General features: G+C 67.6%; 13 protein-coding genes. 2 read left to right on the top strand and 11 right to left on the bottom strand.

Features of this window, described 5'->3' with window-relative positions:
* Positions 1-306: 306 nt before the first annotated feature.
* Together BWQ92_RS08705 and BWQ92_RS08700 are read left to right on the top strand one after the other, a co-directional pair.
* Positions 307-1,920 carry a peptide chain release factor 3 gene (locus BWQ92_RS08705; RefSeq protein WP_076799161.1) on the top strand — a complete coding sequence of 538 codons (1,614 nt, stop codon included), beginning with the start codon at positions 307-309 and terminating at the stop codon, positions 1,918-1,920.
* Between the two features lie 59 nt (positions 1,921-1,979).
* Positions 1,980-3,230 (top strand): beta-ketoacyl-[acyl-carrier-protein] synthase family protein, encoded by a 1,251-nt coding sequence (locus BWQ92_RS08700; RefSeq protein ID WP_257787664.1) that lies wholly within the window; start codon positions 1,980-1,982, stop codon positions 3,228-3,230.
* A gap of 15 nt (positions 3,231-3,245) precedes the next feature.
* Here BWQ92_RS08700 and radA read toward each other — a convergent pair whose 3' ends face one another.
* The 11 genes from radA to BWQ92_RS08645 all read right to left on the bottom strand — a co-directional run bounded on the left by radA (position 3,246) and on the right by BWQ92_RS08645 (position 17,044).
* The gene (gene radA, locus BWQ92_RS08695; RefSeq protein WP_076799159.1) at positions 3,246-4,631 is read right to left on the bottom strand and encodes a DNA repair protein RadA; all 1,386 of its coding nucleotides are present in this window, start codon (positions 4,629-4,631) and stop codon (positions 3,246-3,248) included.
* Positions 4,632-4,773: 142 nt separating this feature from the next.
* Positions 4,774-5,898: an FUSC family protein gene (locus BWQ92_RS08690; protein ID WP_076799158.1), complete on the bottom strand. Its 1,125-nt coding sequence runs from the start codon at positions 5,896-5,898 to the stop codon at positions 4,774-4,776.
* Between the two features lie 80 nt (positions 5,899-5,978).
* Positions 5,979-7,391 (bottom strand): aldehyde dehydrogenase family protein, encoded by a 1,413-nt coding sequence (locus BWQ92_RS08685; protein WP_076799157.1) that lies wholly within the window; start codon positions 7,389-7,391, stop codon positions 5,979-5,981.
* A gap of 162 nt (positions 7,392-7,553) precedes the next feature.
* Positions 7,554-8,954: an MFS transporter gene (locus BWQ92_RS08680; RefSeq protein WP_076799156.1), complete on the bottom strand. Its 1,401-nt coding sequence runs from the start codon at positions 8,952-8,954 to the stop codon at positions 7,554-7,556.
* A gap of 41 nt (positions 8,955-8,995) precedes the next feature.
* Positions 8,996-10,501, bottom strand: coding sequence for an NAD-dependent succinate-semialdehyde dehydrogenase (locus BWQ92_RS08675; protein WP_076799155.1), 1,506 nt, complete (start codon positions 10,499-10,501; stop codon positions 8,996-8,998).
* A 26-nt stretch (positions 10,502-10,527) separates the two neighbouring features.
* Positions 10,528-11,349, bottom strand: a complete 822-nt coding sequence (locus BWQ92_RS08670; protein ID WP_172804264.1) for an HpcH/HpaI aldolase family protein — start codon at positions 11,347-11,349, stop codon at positions 10,528-10,530.
* Positions 11,334-12,119, bottom strand: a complete 786-nt coding sequence (gene hpaH, locus BWQ92_RS08665; RefSeq protein ID WP_076799153.1) for a 2-oxo-hept-4-ene-1,7-dioate hydratase — start codon at positions 12,117-12,119, stop codon at positions 11,334-11,336. The genes BWQ92_RS08670 and hpaH overlap by 16 nt, the downstream gene beginning before the upstream one ends.
* A 3-nt stretch (positions 12,120-12,122) precedes the next feature.
* Complete coding sequence (hpaD, locus tag BWQ92_RS08660) at positions 12,123-13,214, bottom strand: 3,4-dihydroxyphenylacetate 2,3-dioxygenase (RefSeq protein ID WP_076799152.1); 1,092 nt, start codon at positions 13,212-13,214, stop codon at positions 12,123-12,125.
* Between the two features lie 112 nt (positions 13,215-13,326).
* Complete coding sequence (gene hpaE / locus BWQ92_RS08655) at positions 13,327-14,841, bottom strand: 5-carboxymethyl-2-hydroxymuconate semialdehyde dehydrogenase (RefSeq protein ID WP_076799151.1); 1,515 nt, start codon at positions 14,839-14,841, stop codon at positions 13,327-13,329.
* Between the two features lie 14 nt (positions 14,842-14,855).
* Entirely contained in the window at positions 14,856-15,560 is a 705-nt protein-coding gene (locus BWQ92_RS08650; protein WP_076799150.1) for a GntR family transcriptional regulator, read from the bottom strand.
* Positions 15,557-17,044 (bottom strand): fumarylacetoacetate hydrolase family protein, encoded by a 1,488-nt coding sequence (locus BWQ92_RS08645; protein WP_076799149.1) that lies wholly within the window; start codon positions 17,042-17,044, stop codon positions 15,557-15,559. Before BWQ92_RS08645 ends, BWQ92_RS08650 begins: the two co-directional genes overlap by 4 nt.
* Between the last annotated feature and the right edge of the window lie 56 nt (positions 17,045-17,100).

The raw sequence follows: 17,100 nt of genomic DNA, 5'->3' as shown, positions 1-17,100 counted from the left end.
GCGGGGCCTGCAGGTTTGCCGGTTTTCAACAGTTCGCCGGCAGGATCAAAAGTACTCGGTCTCCCGCATGCACCATCCTAGAGGTAGATTACCCCAGCATCCGCACGGGCAAGCCTTAAAGTGCCCCGTCAGGGGCTTGCGGAACGGGCACCGGGAGTGCGTCCGACGGCGGCTGGCTGGGGCGCACTTTTGGCCCGCCTTTCGGTGCGGTTTCCGCCCCTGCGATAAACTTGAAGCCTTGGCTGGCAGGTTCCGCCGCCACATTCCCCAACCGGATCCCCCGCGGATCGCAGCGAAAGTAGCCCCGTGTCCCAAGAAGTGCAGAGCCCCGCCCGGGTGCACGAGATCCACAAGCAGGCCTCCCGCCGCCGGACGTTCGCCGTCATCTCCCACCCGGACGCCGGCAAGTCCACGCTCACCGAGGCCCTGGCCCTGCACGCCAAGGTGATTGGCACGGCGGGTGCGTCCAGCGGCAAGGCCAACCGCAAGGAGACGGTCTCGGACTGGATGCAGATGGAGAAGGACCGCGGCATTTCCATCAGCTCCGCGGCCCTGCAGTTCTCCTACCGGGATACCGTGATCAACCTGCTGGACACCCCCGGTCACGCGGACTTCTCCGAGGACACCTACCGGGTGCTCGCCGCCGTCGACTGTGCCGTGATGCTCGTGGATGCGGCCAAGGGCCTGGAAACACAGACCATGAAGCTGTTCGAGGTCTGCAAGCAGCGGAACCTCCCCATCATCACCGTCATCAACAAATGGGACCGTCCCGGCCTGGACGCGCTGGCCCTCATGGACGAGATCACGGAGCGCACCGGCCTGCAGCCCATGCCCCTGACCTGGGCCGTGGGCATCTCCGGCGACTTCCGCGGTGTCTGGGACCTGCGCAACGACAGGTTCGCTCGCTTCCAGCGGAACAACGCGGGCGCCAGCATCGCCATCACCGAATACTTCACCCCGGAAGAAGCCGAGCAAAGCCAGGGCAACAACTGGACTGACGCCGTCGACGAGGCAGGCCTGGTCATCGAATCCAACCTCGCCTTCGACGTCGAAAGCTTCCATGCGGGCAAGGCCACACCGATCCTCTTCAGCTCCGCCGCCCTGAACTTCGGCGTCAAGGAACTCCTCGACGCCCTGGTGGACTTCGCCCCGCCGGCCGCGCCCCGGCCGGATATCGACGGCTCGCCGCGGCCGGTCGGGTCCCCGTTCTCCGGCTTCGTCTTCAAGGTCCAGGCCGGCATGAACAAGGCCCACCGCGACCACGTCGCCTTCATCCGCGTCTGCTCCGGCGTGTTCGAGCGGGGCATGGTGGTCACCCAGACCCGGACCGGAAAGTCGTTCGCCACGAAGTACGCGCAGCAGGTCTTCGGCCGTGAACGAGAGGTCATCGACGAGGCCTACCCGGGCGACGTCGTGGGCTTGGTCAACGCGTCGTCGCTGCGGGTGGGGGACAGCCTGTTCCTCGAGGAGGCCGTGGAGTTCCCGGCCATTCCGCTGTTCGCCCCCGAGCACTTCCAGGTTGCCCGTTCCAAGGACCCCAGCCGTTTCAAGCAGTTCCGCCGCGGCATCGAGCAGCTCGAGCACGAGGGCGTCATCCAGGTGCTGCGCTCCGACGTCCGCGGTGACCAGGCGCCGGTGCTTGCCGCCGTCGGCCCCATGCAGTTCGAAGTGGTGGAGGACCGCATGGCCCACGACTTCAGCGCGCCGATGCGGCTGGAGCGCCTTCCGTACTCCATGGCCAGGATTTCGACGGCGGACGCCATGCCTGCGCTGGCCAACGTGCCGGGCGCAGAGGTGCTGCTCCGGTCCGACGGCGAGTACCTGGCCCTTTTCAACGACGTCTGGGCACTGCGCCGGATCGAGAAGAACCATCCGGACCTCACGCTGGTGCCGATCGGGACGCACAACCCCGCAAAGTAATGCCAGCACGGGGCTCCGCTGCCCCAACGGTCACCCACCCAACGAAGCAAGGTATCGCCGTGCCCACAAGCCAGCCTTCTGCAGCAACACCTGTAACCGGACCAGCCAGCGTCGTCGTGACCGGCATGGGTTCCATCAACCCGCTCGGGGCGAACGTCCCCGAGACCTGGGAGGCGATGCTGGCCGGGCGGTCGGGCATCGCGGCGCTGGAGGAGGGCTGGGCAGAGGCCCTGCCGGTGCGCATCGCCGGCCGGGTCACCGCCGACCTTGGCGCATTCCTGGGCACCCGCGAGCTGAAGCGGATGGACCGCTGCGGGCAGCTGGCGCTCGTGGCCTCCCGCGAGGCCTGGGAACAGGCAGGCAAGCCGGGCGTCGACCCGGAGCGGCTGGCCGTCGTCATCGGATCTGCCTACGGCGGCATGGACACCGTGCTCGCACAGGTCAGGGAGCTGGACAACGGCGGCCCGCGCAAGGTTTCCCCGCACACCCTGACCCGGCTCATGGTAAACGGGCCGTCGGCGTGGGTATCGATCGACCTCGGCGCCAAGGGCGGTGCCCGCACCCCGGTCAGCGCCTGCGCGTCCGGGGCCGAAGCAATTGCCCAAGGCGCCGACATGATCAGGTCCGGGGCGGCCGACGTCGTCATTGCCGGCGGCGTTGACGCCAGCATCAACGACCTCATCATCAGCGGTTTCTCCCAGATCAGGGCGCTCTCCACACGCAACGGGGATCCGGAGCAGGCCTCGCGGCCGTTCGACCGGGACCGCGACGGGTTCGTGCTGTCCGAAGGCGCCGGGATCGTGGTGCTGGAGAGCGCGGAGCACGCACGTGCCCGCGGCGCGGAGGTGCTGGGCGGCATTGCCGGATCAGCAGTGACCTCGGACGCGAACGACATCGTGGCAGCCGATCCGGACATGCAGGTGCGGGTCATGCAGAAGGCGCTCGCCTCCGCCGGAGTCACCGGAACTGACATCGGGTTCGTGCACGCGCACGCCACGTCGACGCCCGTGGGCGACCGGCTGGAGGCACAAGCCATCAAGGAGATTGCCGGAAACCAGGTCCCCGTGACCTCCACGAAGTCCCTCACCGGCCACCTGCTCGGCGGTGCGGGCGCGCTGGCTGCCATCGCCACGCTGCAGGCACTGCGGACCGGTGACCTGCCGGGCACCTACAACGTGGCCACCCTTGACCCCGAGGTGGACCTCAACGTCATCACCGGTACCGTCAGCGGGAGCACTGCGACGGCGGGACTCGTCAATGCCTTCGGCTTCGGCGGGCACAGCGCGGCGCTCGTGGTCACCCGCGCCTAAGTTCCTGGTTTAGGGCTAGCCTCCTGCCTTAAGACTGAGCAGATCCAGGACCTCGGTCAGGTGCCCGACCTCCCTCACGGAAAAGCCTGCCGGGACCTGGCCTGGACCGGTGGGGCTGGCAGGAACCACGGCGTGGGTGAAGCCCAGCCGGTGCGCCTCATGGATGCGCTGGTTGATGCCCGGGACGGGGCGGACCTCGCCGGCCAGCCCCACCTCGCCGAACGCGACCAGGCGCTGCGGCAAGGGCTTCTTGTGCTTCGCGGAGGCCACCGCCAGCGCCACCGCGAGGTCGGTGGCCGGCTCACTGAGCTTCACGCCGCCCACCGTGGCCACGTAGGAATCGTCCTTCTGCAGCGGGCAGCCGGCACGCTGCTGCAGGACCGCCAGGAGCATGGCCACCCGTGAACTGTCCAGGCCGCTCGTAGCCCGGCGCGGCTGTGAGTTCTGGGTCTCGGCCATGAGCGACTGCACCTCCGCAAGCAGCGGTCTGCGGCCTTCCATGGTGACGGTGATGCAGGTGCCGGACACGGGTTCCTTGGTGCGCGTGACGAACAGCCCGCTTGGGTCGGCGAGGCCCATGATGCCGTCCTCGGTGAGGTCGAAGCAGCCCACGTCGTCGGTGGGCCCGTAACGGTTCTTGACCGCCCGCAGCAGGCGGAGGCGGGAGTGGCGCTCGCCCTCGAACTGGCACACGACGTCCACCAGGTGCTCCAGCAGGCGGGGACCGGCGATGGAACCGTCCTTGGTCACGTGCCCCACCAGCAGCGTGGTCATGTTCCGGCGCTTGGCCGCCGAAATGATCGAGGCAGCCACCTCCCTCACCTGGGAGACACCCCCGGCACTGCCTTCCACATCCGCGCTGCTGAGTGTCTGGACGGAGTCCACCACCAGCAGCTTCGGCTCCACCTTCTCCACTTGGCCCAGCGCCTGGCCCAAGTCGGTTTCGGCGGACAGGTACAGGGTGTCGGCGATCGCGCTGATCCGTTCGGCCCGGAGCTTCACCTGGGCCGCCGATTCCTCGCCCGTCACATACAGGACGCTCTGCCCGGTCCGGGCAAACTTGGCGGCTACATCCAGCAGCAGCGTGGACTTGCCCACGCCGGGCTCGCCCGCGAGCAGGATGACAGCGCCGGGCACCACGCCGCCGCCGAGCACACGGTCCAGCTCGTCCACGCCGGTGGGCAGGTAGGCGGCCGTCGTGGCGTCAATGTCGGCAATGGGGCGGGCGGGCTCCAGAACTGTAGTGGCCGCCGTCGTACGAGCCACCGCGACGCCGGTTTCCTCAACGGTGCCCCACGCCTGGCACTCACCGCACCGGCCCACCCACTTGACCGTGGTCCAGCCGCATTCCGCGCATTTATAGCCCGGCGCCTTGGAAACCCGGGAAGTCTTTGTAGCCATTGCTCCACCCTAACCGGGGGCTGTGACATCCCCGGCCGCACCCTAACCTCGCAAGCTCGGCCAGGGAACCCTACGGCCGTCCCCAACCGCCCCCTAACCTCGCAAGCTCGGTCAGGGAACCCGGCGGTCGTGGGCCCAAGAGTTACAGCGGCGGGAGGAGGTCGCGGGCCTCGCGGGACTCGACGCCTGCCGCTTCCAGCAGGTCCACCATGAGCGGCCGGAACAGCATCACCACTGTCTCACCCTCGAGTTTCTGCACCTCAAGCATCCGCGGGTGCAGCCGCCCGGCGATCTCGCCCAGGTCCTGCCGCGCGCTCCGCAGGTGCGCGTGGCGCGCGCCCTCCTGGACTTCGGCGAGTCCGAGCGAGAGCTCGTCGACGGCCGCCGCTGTTTCCTGCAGGACGTCGGCGATGTTCTCGGTGGCCTCGTCGGACAGTGCGGCGTGGTTGATGGAACTCGTGAGCCGGCGCGCGAAGACGCGGCTGTTGCGCAGGGCAAGGTCAATGAACTCAAGCGACTGCTCCATCCGGTCCAGCTCGTCCCGGTGCCGCCGGTAAGCGGGCGCCAGCGTGGCCACCTCACTGGACGCCCGCAGGGAGTGCCGCATCGCATCCACCAGCGGCTGGCTGTTCCGGCCCCGGACCAGGGCATGCCACGCCCTGGTGGAATCGCTTTCCACCAGGGCCACGGAACATTCCCGCAGCACCTCCGCCAGTTCATGGAGCAGCTTCTGGACGTCCTTGCGCGGTTCCCGCCGGGGATCCTTGGGCGCCACGATGGTGACCAGCAACGCGATCACGCCGCCCACCACGGCGTCGATGCTGCGGGTGAACGGTCCGCCGGCGGGTGCCGGCAGCAGCACCACCAGCAGCGACTGCAGGGCCAGTTGAGTGGTGAAGATGTTGCCGCTGTCCAGGAAGCGGGCCAGCAGGATGGAGACCAAAAGCACGACGGCGGCCTGCCAGATCCCTGCTCCGAGCCAGTGAAGCAGCAGGTCACCCACGGCAATGCCGATGGTGCAGCCCAGCCCCACCTCCATCACCCTCCGCATGCGCAGATCACGGGAAAAGCCGAGCGCGATCAGGGCGGACGTGGCCGCGAACAGCGGCCCCGTATGCCCCAGGACGTACTCAGCGAAGGCGTAGGCTGCCACCGCACCGAAGGTCATCTGGATCGCGGGAACCAGTGAATTCCGGCTCCGGACCATCCCTGTCCGGATCCGGCCGCGAAGGAAGCGTCTGCTGGCGGCGATTCCGGTCTGGGACATGGCTTCAGTCTATTGCCGGAGCCGCCGCGCCGCGGGCCGTCCCCCTGTCTGTACCGGTGCGGTCTGTTCCGGTGGAGGGGTCAGCCGTTGATGACCTGGGGGACGCCGAGGTGCTTGAGGCCTTCGACGCCGAATTCGAGGCCGTAGCCGGATTGTTTGGCTCCGCCGAAGGGGACGCGGGGGTCGACGGCGCCGTGTTTGTTGATCCAGACGGTGCCGGCCTGGATGCGGGCGGCGACTTCGCGGGCGGCGGGGAGGTTGGGGGACCAGACGGAGGCGCCGAGTCCGACGTCGAGGGCGTTGGCCATCTCCACCGCTTCGTCAATGGTGCTGTAGCGGATGATGGGCAGGGCCGGGCCGAACTGTTCTTCGGTGACGAGGGGGTTGGTGTTGTCGATGTCGGTCACGAGGGTGGTGGGGTAGAAGTAGCCGGGCTGGCCCGGGTCGGGGTTGCCGCCGGTCAGGATCCGGGCGCCCGAGTCGCGGGCGGCTTGGACGAGGTTGGCGACGATGTCGTACTGGGCCTTGTTCTGCAGGGGGCCGAGGACGTTGTTCTCGTCCAGGCCCACACCCATGGGCATGTTGTTGGCGACGTGGGTGAGTTCTTCGCAGACGGCGTCGTAGATGGTGTCGTGGACGTAGAGGCGCTTGAGTGCGGCGCAGGTCTGGCCGGTGTTGAGGAAGGCGCCCCAGAACAGGTCGGTGGCGATGGTTTTGGGGTCGGCGTCGGGCAGGACGATGCCGGCGTCGTTGCCGCCCAGTTCCAGGGTGAGGCGTTTGACGGTATCGGCGGAGGAGCGGATGATCGCTTTGCCGCCGGCGGTGGAGCCGGTGAACATGATTTTGCCGACGGCGGGGTGTTCGGCGAGGCGGGCGCCGACTTCGCGGTCTCCGGAGATGACGTGCAGGACGCCGTCGGGGAGTTCTTCGTTGAGGACCTTGATCAGGGCCAGGACGGAGAGCGGGGTCATTTTGGAGGGTTTGACGACGGCGGTGTTGCCCATCCGCAGGGCGGGGGCGATCTGCCAGATGGTGATCATCATGGGCCAGTTCCACGGGCCGATCGCGCCGACGACGCCGATGGGCTTGTAGTGGAGTTCGGCGTAGGTTTCGCCGTCGTCGACGACGACTTCGGGGGTGAGATCGGTGGCGGCGGTGGCGCGGAGCCAGGCGGCGCAGGCGCCGACTTCGAAGCGGGCGTTGGGGCCGTTGAGGGGTTTGCCCTGCTCGCGGGAGAGGAGCTGGGCGAGTTCCTCGGCGGAGCGTTCGACGGCGTCGGCTGCCTTGAGCAGCGCGGCGGACCGGGCGTCGTGGCCCAGGGCGGCCCAGGCGGGCTGGGCGGCGGCCGCTGCCGCTACCGCGGTTTCGAGGTCTTCGATGGTGTGGACCGGTGCCTCGCCGACCACGCCGCCGGTAGCGGGGTCGAAGATGGTCCGGCTCTCCTGGCCGGGACCGGCGGTGACGGACGCGAGGAGGGCATCGTAGGTTTCCAAGAGGTACTCCACTTCGAGTAGGAAGGTGCGCTCAGCCGGGCGGCGAGGCGGGCATATCCAAGTGTTGTCCGGCCACGCCGCCCGTGGCTTGTCTTTGGGTGCAGGACCCTTGACTCGGGGCGAACTGTGCAGTGCTGACAATCCAGCGCTAACTATGCAGGGCTAGACCTTGGCGTCGGCCTTGGCTGTCTCAGTCGCCGGGATTCTGCTCCGGTCGAAGATGGTGGCGCCGGCCTCCTGCTCGGCCTGGTTGTTGATGCCCAGGTCGATGCCCTTGCGTTCCCGGATCACCAGCACCGCCGCCGTGGAAAGCAGCGCCACGATGAGCAGGTAGAGGGACACGGAGGCTGTTGTCCCGGTGGCCTGGACCAGGGCGGTGGCGATCATCGGAGCGAAGGCGCCGCCGATGATGGCACCCAGGGCGTAGGAGATGGCGACACCGGAGAACCTGATGGAGGCCGGGAACAGTTCACTGTAGAGGGCTGCCTGCGGCCCGTAGGTAAGGCCGAGCCCGACCGTGAACAGTGCAAGGCCAAGGAACAGCGCCCAGATGTTGCCGGTGTTCACCAGCCAGAACAGCGGGAACACCGTGACGATGAGGCAGCCGTAGCCGATGAGGTAGGTCTTCTTGCGGCCAATGCTGTCTGCCAGGTAGCCGGAGATCAGTGTGAAGACGAACCACAGGGCAGCGGAGGCGGTGACTGCCAGGAGTACTTCGGTGCGGTCCATGGCCAGGCCGGCAGGGTTGGCGGCGTAGCTGAGGATGTAGCCGCCGGTGGTCATGTAGCCCGCGGCATTGTTGCCGGCGAAAACCAGGGCCGCGATGATGACCAGCAGCCAGTGCTTCTTGAACAGTTCGACAATCGGGACGCGGGTCTGCTGCTTCTTTTGTGCGATCTCCTCGAAAACCGGGCTTTCCTCCACGCTGCGGCGGACCATGAAACCGACCACAATCAGGACGAAGCTGAGCAGGAACGGAATTCGCCAGCCCCACTCCACGAAGGCTGCGCCGGGGGAGACCACGCCGGACATGAGGGCCAGGACGCCGGCGGCCAGCAGCATGCCCAGGGGAACGCCGAGTTGGGGGAAAGCGCCGAACAGGCCCCGCTTCCCGCGCGGCGCATGTTCCACCGCCATCAGGACAGCACCGCCCCATTCGCCGCCTGCCGATATGCCCTGCAGGATGCGCAGGAGCAGCAGCAGGATGGGCGCCACAACACCCGCCGTCTCGAAGGTCGGCAGCACGCCGATGAGGGTGGTTGCCGCCCCCATCATGATCAGCGTGATGACGAGCATGGCGCGGCGGCCCAGCCGGTCCCCGAAGTGTCCGGCCAGGAACGCGCCCAGCGGGCGGAACAGGAAGCTGAGTCCCACCGAGGCGAAGGAAATGAGGATGCCGATGTTGTCGCCGGCGGGCTCGAAGAACAGTGTCGCGAAGACCAGGCCCGCGGCGTTGGCGTAGATGAAGAAGTCGTACCACTCGATGGTGGTCCCGATGATGGTGGCGAACGCTACGCGGCGGTCCGTTGCCGGGCTGCGCTGCCCCTGCTGGACAGTAGTCAATGTTTTTCCTTGCTGTGGGGACGGGTGGACACGTCGCTGTGTCAGTTGGCGTAGGGGTCGGCGATGCCGATGTATTGGGTGGTGGTGTATTCGGCGATCCCTTCGGAGCCGCCTTCGCGTCCGAGGCCGGACTGCTTGACGCCGCCGAAGGGTGCTGCGGCGTTGGAGATGACGCCGGCGTTGAACCCGACCATGCCGAACTCAATCTGTTCCGCGATGCGCAGGAGCCGGTTGAAGTCGCGGCTGTAAAGGTAGGAAGCGAGGCCATACTCGGAGGCGTTAGCCAGCCGGATGGCGTCCTCTTCGGTTTTGAAGGTGGTGACGGGCGCGACGGGGCCGAAGATCTCCTGGCCGAGGATTGCCGCGTCATTGGGGACGTTGGCGAGCACGGTGGGCTGGTAGAAGTACCCGGCACCTTCGACAGGCGCGCCGCCGGTGACGGCGACGGCTCCGGCGTCGACGGCGGCGCTGACCAAGGCGTGGACATCGTCGCGGGCGCCGGCGTCGATCAGCGGGCCGACCTGGGTGGCGGGTTGGGTGCCGCGGCCGGTGGTCAGGGCTCCCATGACTGCGGCGAATTTGCGGGTGAATTCCTGGGCGACGGTTTCGTGGACGAGGAAGCGGTTGGCGGCGGTGCAGGCTTCGCCCATGTTCCGCATCTTGGCGGCCATGGCGCCGTCGACGGCGGCGTCGAGGTCGGCGTCCTCGAACACGATGAACGGTGCGTTCCCGCCGAGTTCCATGGAGGTGCGCAGGACGTTTTCGGCGGCGTCGGCCATGAGGCGCTTGCCCACGGGGGTGGAGCCGGTGAAGGAGATCTTCCGCAGGCGCGGGTCGGCCAGCAGCGGCCCCGAAATCCCCGACGCGGAGGCGGAGGCGACGACGTTGAGGACGCCGGCGGGCAGGCCGGCGTCGAGCATGGTCTTCGCGAAGTACTGCGCGGTGAGCGGGGTGAGTTTGGCGGGCTTGAGCACCATGGTGCAGCCGGCCGCAACGGCGGGGGCGACCTTGCGGGTGGCCATGGCGAGCGGGAAGTTCCAGGGGGTGATGAGCAGGCACGGGCCGACCGGCTTGTGCTGGACGAGGATCTTGTTCTTGCCCTCGGGGGTGGTGAGGTAGCGGCCGTAGTCGCGGACGGTTTCCTCGGAGAACCAGCGCAGGAATTCGGCGCCGTAGGTGACTTCGCCGCGGGCCTCGGCCAGGGGCTTGCCCATTTCCAGGGTCATGAGCAGGGCGAAGTCCTCGGCGCGTTCGGTGACCAGGTCGAAGGCGCGGCGCAGGATTTCGGCCCGTTCCCGCGGTGCGGTGCGCGCCCAGGAGGCCTGGGCGGCGTCGGCCGCGTCGAGTGCGGCGAGGCCGTCTTCGCTGGTGGCGCAAGCGAGGGTGGCGAGCACCTCCCCGGTGGCGGGGTCGTGCACGTCGAACGTGCCGCCGTCGGACGCGTCCCGCCACTGGCCGCTGATGAGCAGGCCGGACGGCACGGAGGCGAGCAGCGCGGCCTCCCGCTCCGGTGAGATGGCAGGGGGCAGCGCAGAAGTAACTGTCATGGGGGGAGTCCTTACGAAGGGAAGAGTCAGTAGCTGGCGGGGGTTCCGCCGTCGGATGGCCGGACGAATTCGGCGGCGAGGGCCTCGGAGCCGCGGGCGAGGAGGGCGACGTCGGCGCCGACCAGGATGAAGGAAGCGCCGGCGTCGAGGTAGGCGCGGGCGGTGGCCGGGGCGAAGGCGTTCACGCCGGCCGGTTTGCCGGCGGCTTTGGCGGCGGCGAGGCAGTGTTCGACGGCGGCGCGCACCTCGGGGTGTTCCTGCTGTCCCAGCAGCCCCATGGAGGCGGCGAGGTCGGAGGGGCCGATGAAGATGGCGTCGACGCCGTCGACCTCCAGGATGTCCTCCACCGCTTCCACGGCGGCCGTCGATTCGATCTGGACGGTGACGCTGACGGTCTCAGAGGCCCGGGCGAGGTAGTCCGGGACCCGGTTCCAGCGGGCAGCCCGGGCCAGCGCCGAGCCGACCCCGCGGACACCCTGCGGCGGGTAGCGGGTGGCGGCCACCGCCGCTTCCGCCTCGGCGACCGAGTTGACCATGGGGATGAGCAGGTTCTGCACGCCAAGGTCCAGGTACTGCTTGATCAGGACGGTGTCGTTCACGGGCGGCCGCACCAGGGTGTGGACGGGGTAGCCGTGGATGGCCTGGAGTTGGGCGAGGATGGATTCGAGCCCGTTGGGGCTGTGCTCGGCGTCGACCAGGAGCCAGTCCAGGCCGGATCCGGCGCAGAGTTCGGCGATGAGCGGGCTGCCGGAGCAGACCCACATGCCGGCCAGCGGCCGGCCTGTTCTACCCTTTTGCTTTTGCCCTGCGAGGGCGGACCGGAACGTGTCTTCTACTCGAAGCGGCATGTGACGCTCCCCAGGGGTCCATAGTCGGCGTGGACGGTGTCGCCCTTGTAGACCCACAGCGGGCGGGTGAAGGACCCGGCGAGGATGATGTCGCCGGCCTTCATGCTGTCCCCGTGCGCGGCGATCTTGTTGGCCAGCCAGTGCACGCCGTTGGCCGGGTGGTCCAGCACGCCGGCGGCGACGCCGGTTTCCTCCACGGTCTGGTTCTTGTAGAGGATGGCCGAGACCCAGCGGAGGTCGACGGCGTCGGGCTTTACCGGGCGGCCGCCGACCACCATGGCGCCCATGGCAGCGTTGTCGGAGATGGTGTCCACGATGGTCCGGCCCTCCATCTGGATCCTCGAATCGAGGATTTCGAGGGCCGGAACCACGTAGTCGGTGGCGTTGAGGACGTCGAAGATGGTGCAGCCCGGGCCCTTGAGCCCGTCCTTCAGCACAAAGGCGAGCTCCACCTCCACCCGGGGATGCGTATATCGGTCCCACTGCACTGAGCAGCCGGTTTCGAGGACCATGTCATCGAAGATGGCACCGTAGTCCGGTTCGGTGATGCCGGTGGCATCCTGCATGGCCTTGGACGTGAGGCCGATCTTGCGCCCCACCAGGGTCCGGCCGGCCTCCTCGTTCCGCTGCCGCCACAGCCTCTGCACCGCGTAGGAGTCCTCCACCGTCATATCCGGGTAGCGGGCAGTCAGCCGGGGGACCGGGGTGCGGGTCCGGTTGGCCTCCAGCAGTTCGTCGGCGATGGCTTCGATCGTCTTCGCGTCCAGCATGGCCTAGACCTGGGCTCCGAGCTTGAAGCCCACTGCGTCCTTGCCTGCTGCCGCGTCCTCAGGCTTACGCGTGTAGGAGAAGCCGTCGGCGCCCACGGTCACGGCCATCTCGGACTTCTCCTCACGGACAACCACAGGCTGCGGGTTGCCGTCCAGGTCCAGGACCAGGGATGCCTCGGTGTACCAGGACGGGACGACCGGGTTGCCCCACCAGTCGCGGCGCTGGTTGTCGTGGACGTCCCAGGTGATGGTGGGGTTGTCCGGGTCGCCGGTGTAGTAGTCCTGGGTGTAGATCTCGATGCGGTGGCCGTCCGGGTCCAGGATGTAGAGGTAGAAGGCGTTGGAGACGCCGTGCCGGCCGGGGCCGCGTTCGATCCGGTCGCTGATGCGCAGGGCGCCCATCTTGTCGCAGATCTGGATGATGTTGTGCTTCTCGTGGGTGGCGAAGGCGACGTGGTGCATGCGGGGTCCGTTGCCGCCGGTGAGAGCGGTGTCGTGGACGGTCTGCTTGCGGTGCATCCAGGCGGCGTAGGTGACGCCGTCGGAGTCCTTGATGTCCTCGGAGACGCGGAAGCCGAGGTCCTCGAGGTACTTGCGGCCGCGGGGGACGTCCGGGGTGACCTGGTTAAAGTGGTCCAGGCGGACCAGTTCACCGGCGGAGTAGAGGTCGTAGCGCTGGGTGAGGCGCTCGACGTGCTCGGTTTCGTAGAAGAACTCGTAGGGGAAGCCCAGCGGGTCCTCGACGCGGACGGAGTCGCCGATGCCCTTGGTGAAGCCTTCCTTGCGGCGTTCGGTGCGGCAGCCCAGTTCCTTGTAGTAGGCCTCGGCGGCGTCCACCTCGGCGGGGGACTTCACCCGGTAGGCGAAGGCGGCGACGGCGGCGACGGGTCCCTGGCGGAGCACCAGGTTGTGGTGGATGAACTCCTCCAAGGAGCGCAGGTAGATGGTGTTCTCGTCCTCTTCGGTGACGTGCAGGCCGAGGACGTCCACGTAGAACTCGCGCGACTTGGCGAGGTCCGTGACCACGATCTCCATGTAGGCGCAGCGGACGATATCCGGTGCCGGGACGGTGGGGGTGGGAACGAAGTTGGTCATGATGTTCTCTCTTCTTTGAAAGGTGGGGTTTCTTTCCCAACTGACTCGCATTTGTTGTCGTTTTGGAGCCTCAAAACGACAACAAATGCGAGCTAGTTGGGTTTGCGGGGTTCTATGCCCCGAATTTCGGGGTGTGGACGCTGCCGAGGGTGATGTGGACGGCCTGCTGGTCGGTGTAGAAGTCGATGGAGCGGTAGCCGCCCTCGTGGCCCAGACCCGAGGCCTTGACGCCGCCGAACGGGGTGCGGAGGTCGCGGACGTTGTGGCTGTTCAGCCACACCATGCCGGCTTCCACGTTCTGGGAGAAGTTGTGGGCCCGGGTGAGGTTCTGGGTCCAGATGTAGGCCGCCAGCCCGTACTTGGTGTTGTTCGCCAGAGCCAGCGCCTCGTCGTCGTTCTCAAAAGGCGTGATGGCGACGACGGGACCGAAGATCTCCTCCTGGAAGATCCGGGCGTCGGGAGCGACGTCGGCGAACACGGTGGGTGCAATGTAGTTGCCTTCCGGGAGGCCTTCCGGCCGTCCGCCGCCGGCGAGCAGCCGGCCTTCGGACTTGCCGATCTCCACGTAGGCGGCCACCTTCTCGAAGTGCTCCGGGTGGACCAGGGCACCCACCTGCGTTTTGGGGTCGTGGGGATCGCCGACCACGATGTTCCTGGCGCGGGCGGCGTACTTTTCGCAGAACTCGTCGTAGATGGCGCGTTCGACGAGGATGCGGGAGCCGGCGGTGCAGCGCTCGCCGTTGAGGGAGAAGACGCCGAACAGGGCGGAGTCGATCGCGGCGTCCAGGTCGGCGTCGGCGAAGACGACGCAGGGGGACTTGCCGCCGAGCTCCATGGAGAGGCCCTTGAGGTTGGCGGCGGCGTTGCGGAAGATCGTCTGGCCGGTGGTGGTCTCGCCGGTGAAGGAGATCAGCGGGACGTTCGGGTGCTTGACCAAGGCGTCGCCGGCTTCCTCGCCGAGTCCGTTGACCAGGTTGAAGACGCCGTCCGGCAGGCCGGCTTCCTTGAAGATGGTGGCCCAGAGCGAGGCGGACAGCGGGGTGAATTCGGCGGGCTTGAGGACCACGGTGTTGCCGGTGGCCAGGGCCGGGGCGAGCTTCCAGGACTCGAGCATGAACGGGGTGTTCCACGGGGTGATGAGGCCGGCGACGCCGATCGGCTTGCGGTTCACGTAGTTGATCTGCGAGCCGGGGACCTTCATGGCGTCGTCGAACTGGGCCACGATCAGGTCCGCGAAGAAGCGGAAGTTCTCCGCCGCGCGCAGCGCCTGGCCCTTGGCCTGGGTGATCGGCAGGCCGGTGTCGAAGGTTTCGAGTTCGGCGAGGCGGGATTCCTGGGCCTCGACGGCGTCGGCGATCCGGTTCAGGACGCGGGCACGCTCGCGGGGCTTCATCTTCGGCCACGGGCCGCTGACGAATGCTTCGCGGGCGGCGGCGACGGCGAGGTCGATGTCCTCCTTCTGGCCGGCCGCGGCGGTGGCGTAGTTCTGGTTGGATACCGGGTCCAGGACGTCGAAGGTCTTCCCGCCGACGGAGTCAACGAACTGGCCGTTGATGTAGTGCTGGATGTGGGTGGGGAGGTTCTCGGGAACGTAATGCTTGGCTGCTGTTTCTACAGGAGTCGTCATCGTTGAAGTCCTAACTAGTGCTTGGTTTGGGAGAGGTAGGCGTCGAGGGTGGCGCTGCGGTGGAGCCGTGCCGCTTTTTCGATGGTGTCGGCGTCGGCGTTGTTTTCGATGAGCTGCAGGAGCGCCTCGTGTTCCTCCACGGATTCCTTGGCGCGGCCTGGCACGAAGCGGAAGGTCGAGGACCGCAGGGATGCGAGCCGGTTCCAGCCGCGGTGGACGAGGTCCAGGATGTGCGGGTTGGGACAGTGTTCGAACAGGACGCTGTGGAAGTCCTGGTTGAGCTGGGTGAACCGGACGGGGTCGAAGTGCTGGAGGCATTCGCGCATGTCCTCGTTCACGGCGCGGGCCCGGGCGATGTCCGCCGCACCGATCAAGGGGGCGGACAGCGCGGTGGCTGCACCTTCCACGATGCTGAGGGTCTGCATTGTGTAGAGGTATTCGGTGGGGTCGATGCCGGAGACGGTGGCGCCGACGTTGCGTTCGAACTTCACCAGGCCCTCGGCCTCGAGCCGGCGGATCGCTTCGCGGACCGGGACCACGCTAAAGCCGAGGTCCTTGGCGATGGCGGCCAGGACCAGCCGGTAGCCGGGAGTGTAGGTGCCCTCGACGATCCGTGCCTTGATGGCCTGGTAGGCCTGCTCGGACTTGCTGCCGGGGGAGGCCGTGGCGTCGACGCCGGATGCGGCAGCCGTTGTAGGGGCGGTGGCCGTCTCAGTCATTTGCCTTGCCTGCTTCCCATGACTTCCCATTCCTCAAACTTCGTACGCCATTCCGCGTTGAGCGGGTACAGGCCGTCCACACTGTGGCCCTGCTCCACCATTTCGGCGATGAAGACCTCTTCGCGTTCCTGGGCGATCGAGTCGTCGGCGACCTCCTCGGCGATGGCCGGGGGGATCACCAGGATGCCGTCCGCGTCGGCCACGATGATGTCGCCGGGCTGCACGGTGGTGCCGCCGCAGGCGATGGTGATGTCCGTGTCCCACGGGATGTGGCGCCGGCCCAGCACTGCGGGGTGCGGGTTGGAGTAGTAGGTGGGCAGTTCCATGGCGGCCACGGCCGAGAAGTCGCGGACGCCGCCGTCCGTGATGATGGCCGCGGCGCCGCGGACCTGCGCGCGCAGGGCCAGGATGTCGCCGATGGTTCCGGTGCCCTTCTCGCCGCGGGCTTCCATGACCAGGACCTCGCCCTCGTTGACGGAGTCGATGGCGCGTTTTTGGGCGTTGAAGCCGCCGCCGTGGGTCTTGAAGAGGTCTTCCCGGTTGGGCACGTAGCGCAGGGTCCGGGCCAGGCCTACCACTTTGCGGTCCGGCCGGGTCGCGGTCAGCCCGTCGATGCTGACGTTGTTGAGGCCGCGCTTGCGCAGCTGCGATGACAGGGTCGCGGTGCAGACAGATTCGAGCTTCGCCTTCAGTTTGGGGGAGAGAGCAGGTCCGACGGCGGCACTTGCGTCGGCAGGAAGGCCGGCGGCCTCCCGCGAACCATACGCCTCTTCCCGCTGCAGGTCATCGGCCTTGGGCTGGGCACCAAAGTCAGCGAACGCCGTCGTACCTTCCTCAACAGTGGTGACCAGCCGCCCGGTGGTGAGACCGCCGTCAATGGTGCTGACCTCCACCTCCAGCACGTCGCCGGGCACGGCGACCGAGGCGCCGGCGGGGGTGCCGGTGAGGATGATGTCCCCCTCTTCAAGGGTGAGCAGCTGGGAGAGGTCCGCCACGAGCCGGGCGAACGGGAAGAGCAGGTCTTCAGTGGTGTCGTCCTGGACCAGTTCGCCGTTGTGCCAGGTGTGGATCCGGAGTTTGGCGGGGTCGACGGCGTCTGCCGGAAGCAGTGCCGGGCCCACCGGGGTGAAGCCGTCACCGCCCTTGGACCGGAGGTTGGAGCCCTTGTCCGCGTAGCGGAGGTCGTACACGCCGAGGTCGTTGCTGGCCGTGACCGCGGCGACGTGGCTCCACGCGTCCTCGATCCCGACGCGGCGGGCGGCCTTGCCAATGATGAGCGCGATCTCGCCCTCGTAGCCGAGGAGTTCGCAGCCGGCCGGGCGTTCGACGGCGGTGCCGCTTAGGGACAGCGAGGACGACGGCTTCAGGAAGTAGGAGGGCTGCGCCGGCGTCCGGCCGCGCTGGGCTGCGCGACTGGGGTAGTTGATGTGCACTGCGATCACCTTGCGTGCCGCTGCCAGGGTGTCACCGTTGACCTGCTCCAAAGCACTCTCCTCATCAGGTACGAAATCGTATACGAAAAATACTGGACCGCTTCGGA

This window comes from Arthrobacter sp. QXT-31 (genome assembly GCF_001969265.1).
In the GTDB taxonomy this organism is placed as follows: Bacteria; Actinomycetota; Actinomycetes; order Actinomycetales; family Micrococcaceae; genus Arthrobacter.
The sequence above is the reverse complement of the archived record's forward strand: the minus strand, read 5'-3'. Positions and strand labels throughout refer to the sequence as shown.

Coding starts and splice junctions, on each gene's coding strand:
- BWQ92_RS08690 (WP_076799158.1), bottom strand. CDS start 5,898: ATGTCCCAGACCGGAATCGCCGCCAGCAGACGCTTCCTTCGCGGCCGG.
- hpaH (WP_076799153.1), bottom strand. CDS start 12,119: ATGCTGGACGCGAAGACGATCGAAGCCATCGCCGACGAACTGCTGGAG.
- BWQ92_RS08675 (WP_076799155.1), bottom strand. CDS start 10,501: ATGACAGTTACTTCTGCGCTGCCCCCTGCCATCTCACCGGAGCGGGAG.
- radA (WP_076799159.1), bottom strand. CDS start 4,631: ATGGCTACAAAGACTTCCCGGGTTTCCAAGGCGCCGGGCTATAAATGC.
- hpaE (WP_076799151.1), bottom strand. CDS start 14,841: ATGACGACTCCTGTAGAAACAGCAGCCAAGCATTACGTTCCCGAGAAC.
- hpaD (WP_076799152.1), bottom strand. CDS start 13,214: ATGACCAACTTCGTTCCCACCCCCACCGTCCCGGCACCGGATATCGTC.
- BWQ92_RS08670 (WP_172804264.1), bottom strand. CDS start 11,349: ATGCCGCTTCGAGTAGAAGACACGTTCCGGTCCGCCCTCGCAGGGCAA.
- BWQ92_RS08650 (WP_076799150.1), bottom strand. CDS start 15,560: ATGACTGAGACGGCCACCGCCCCTACAACGGCTGCCGCATCCGGCGTC.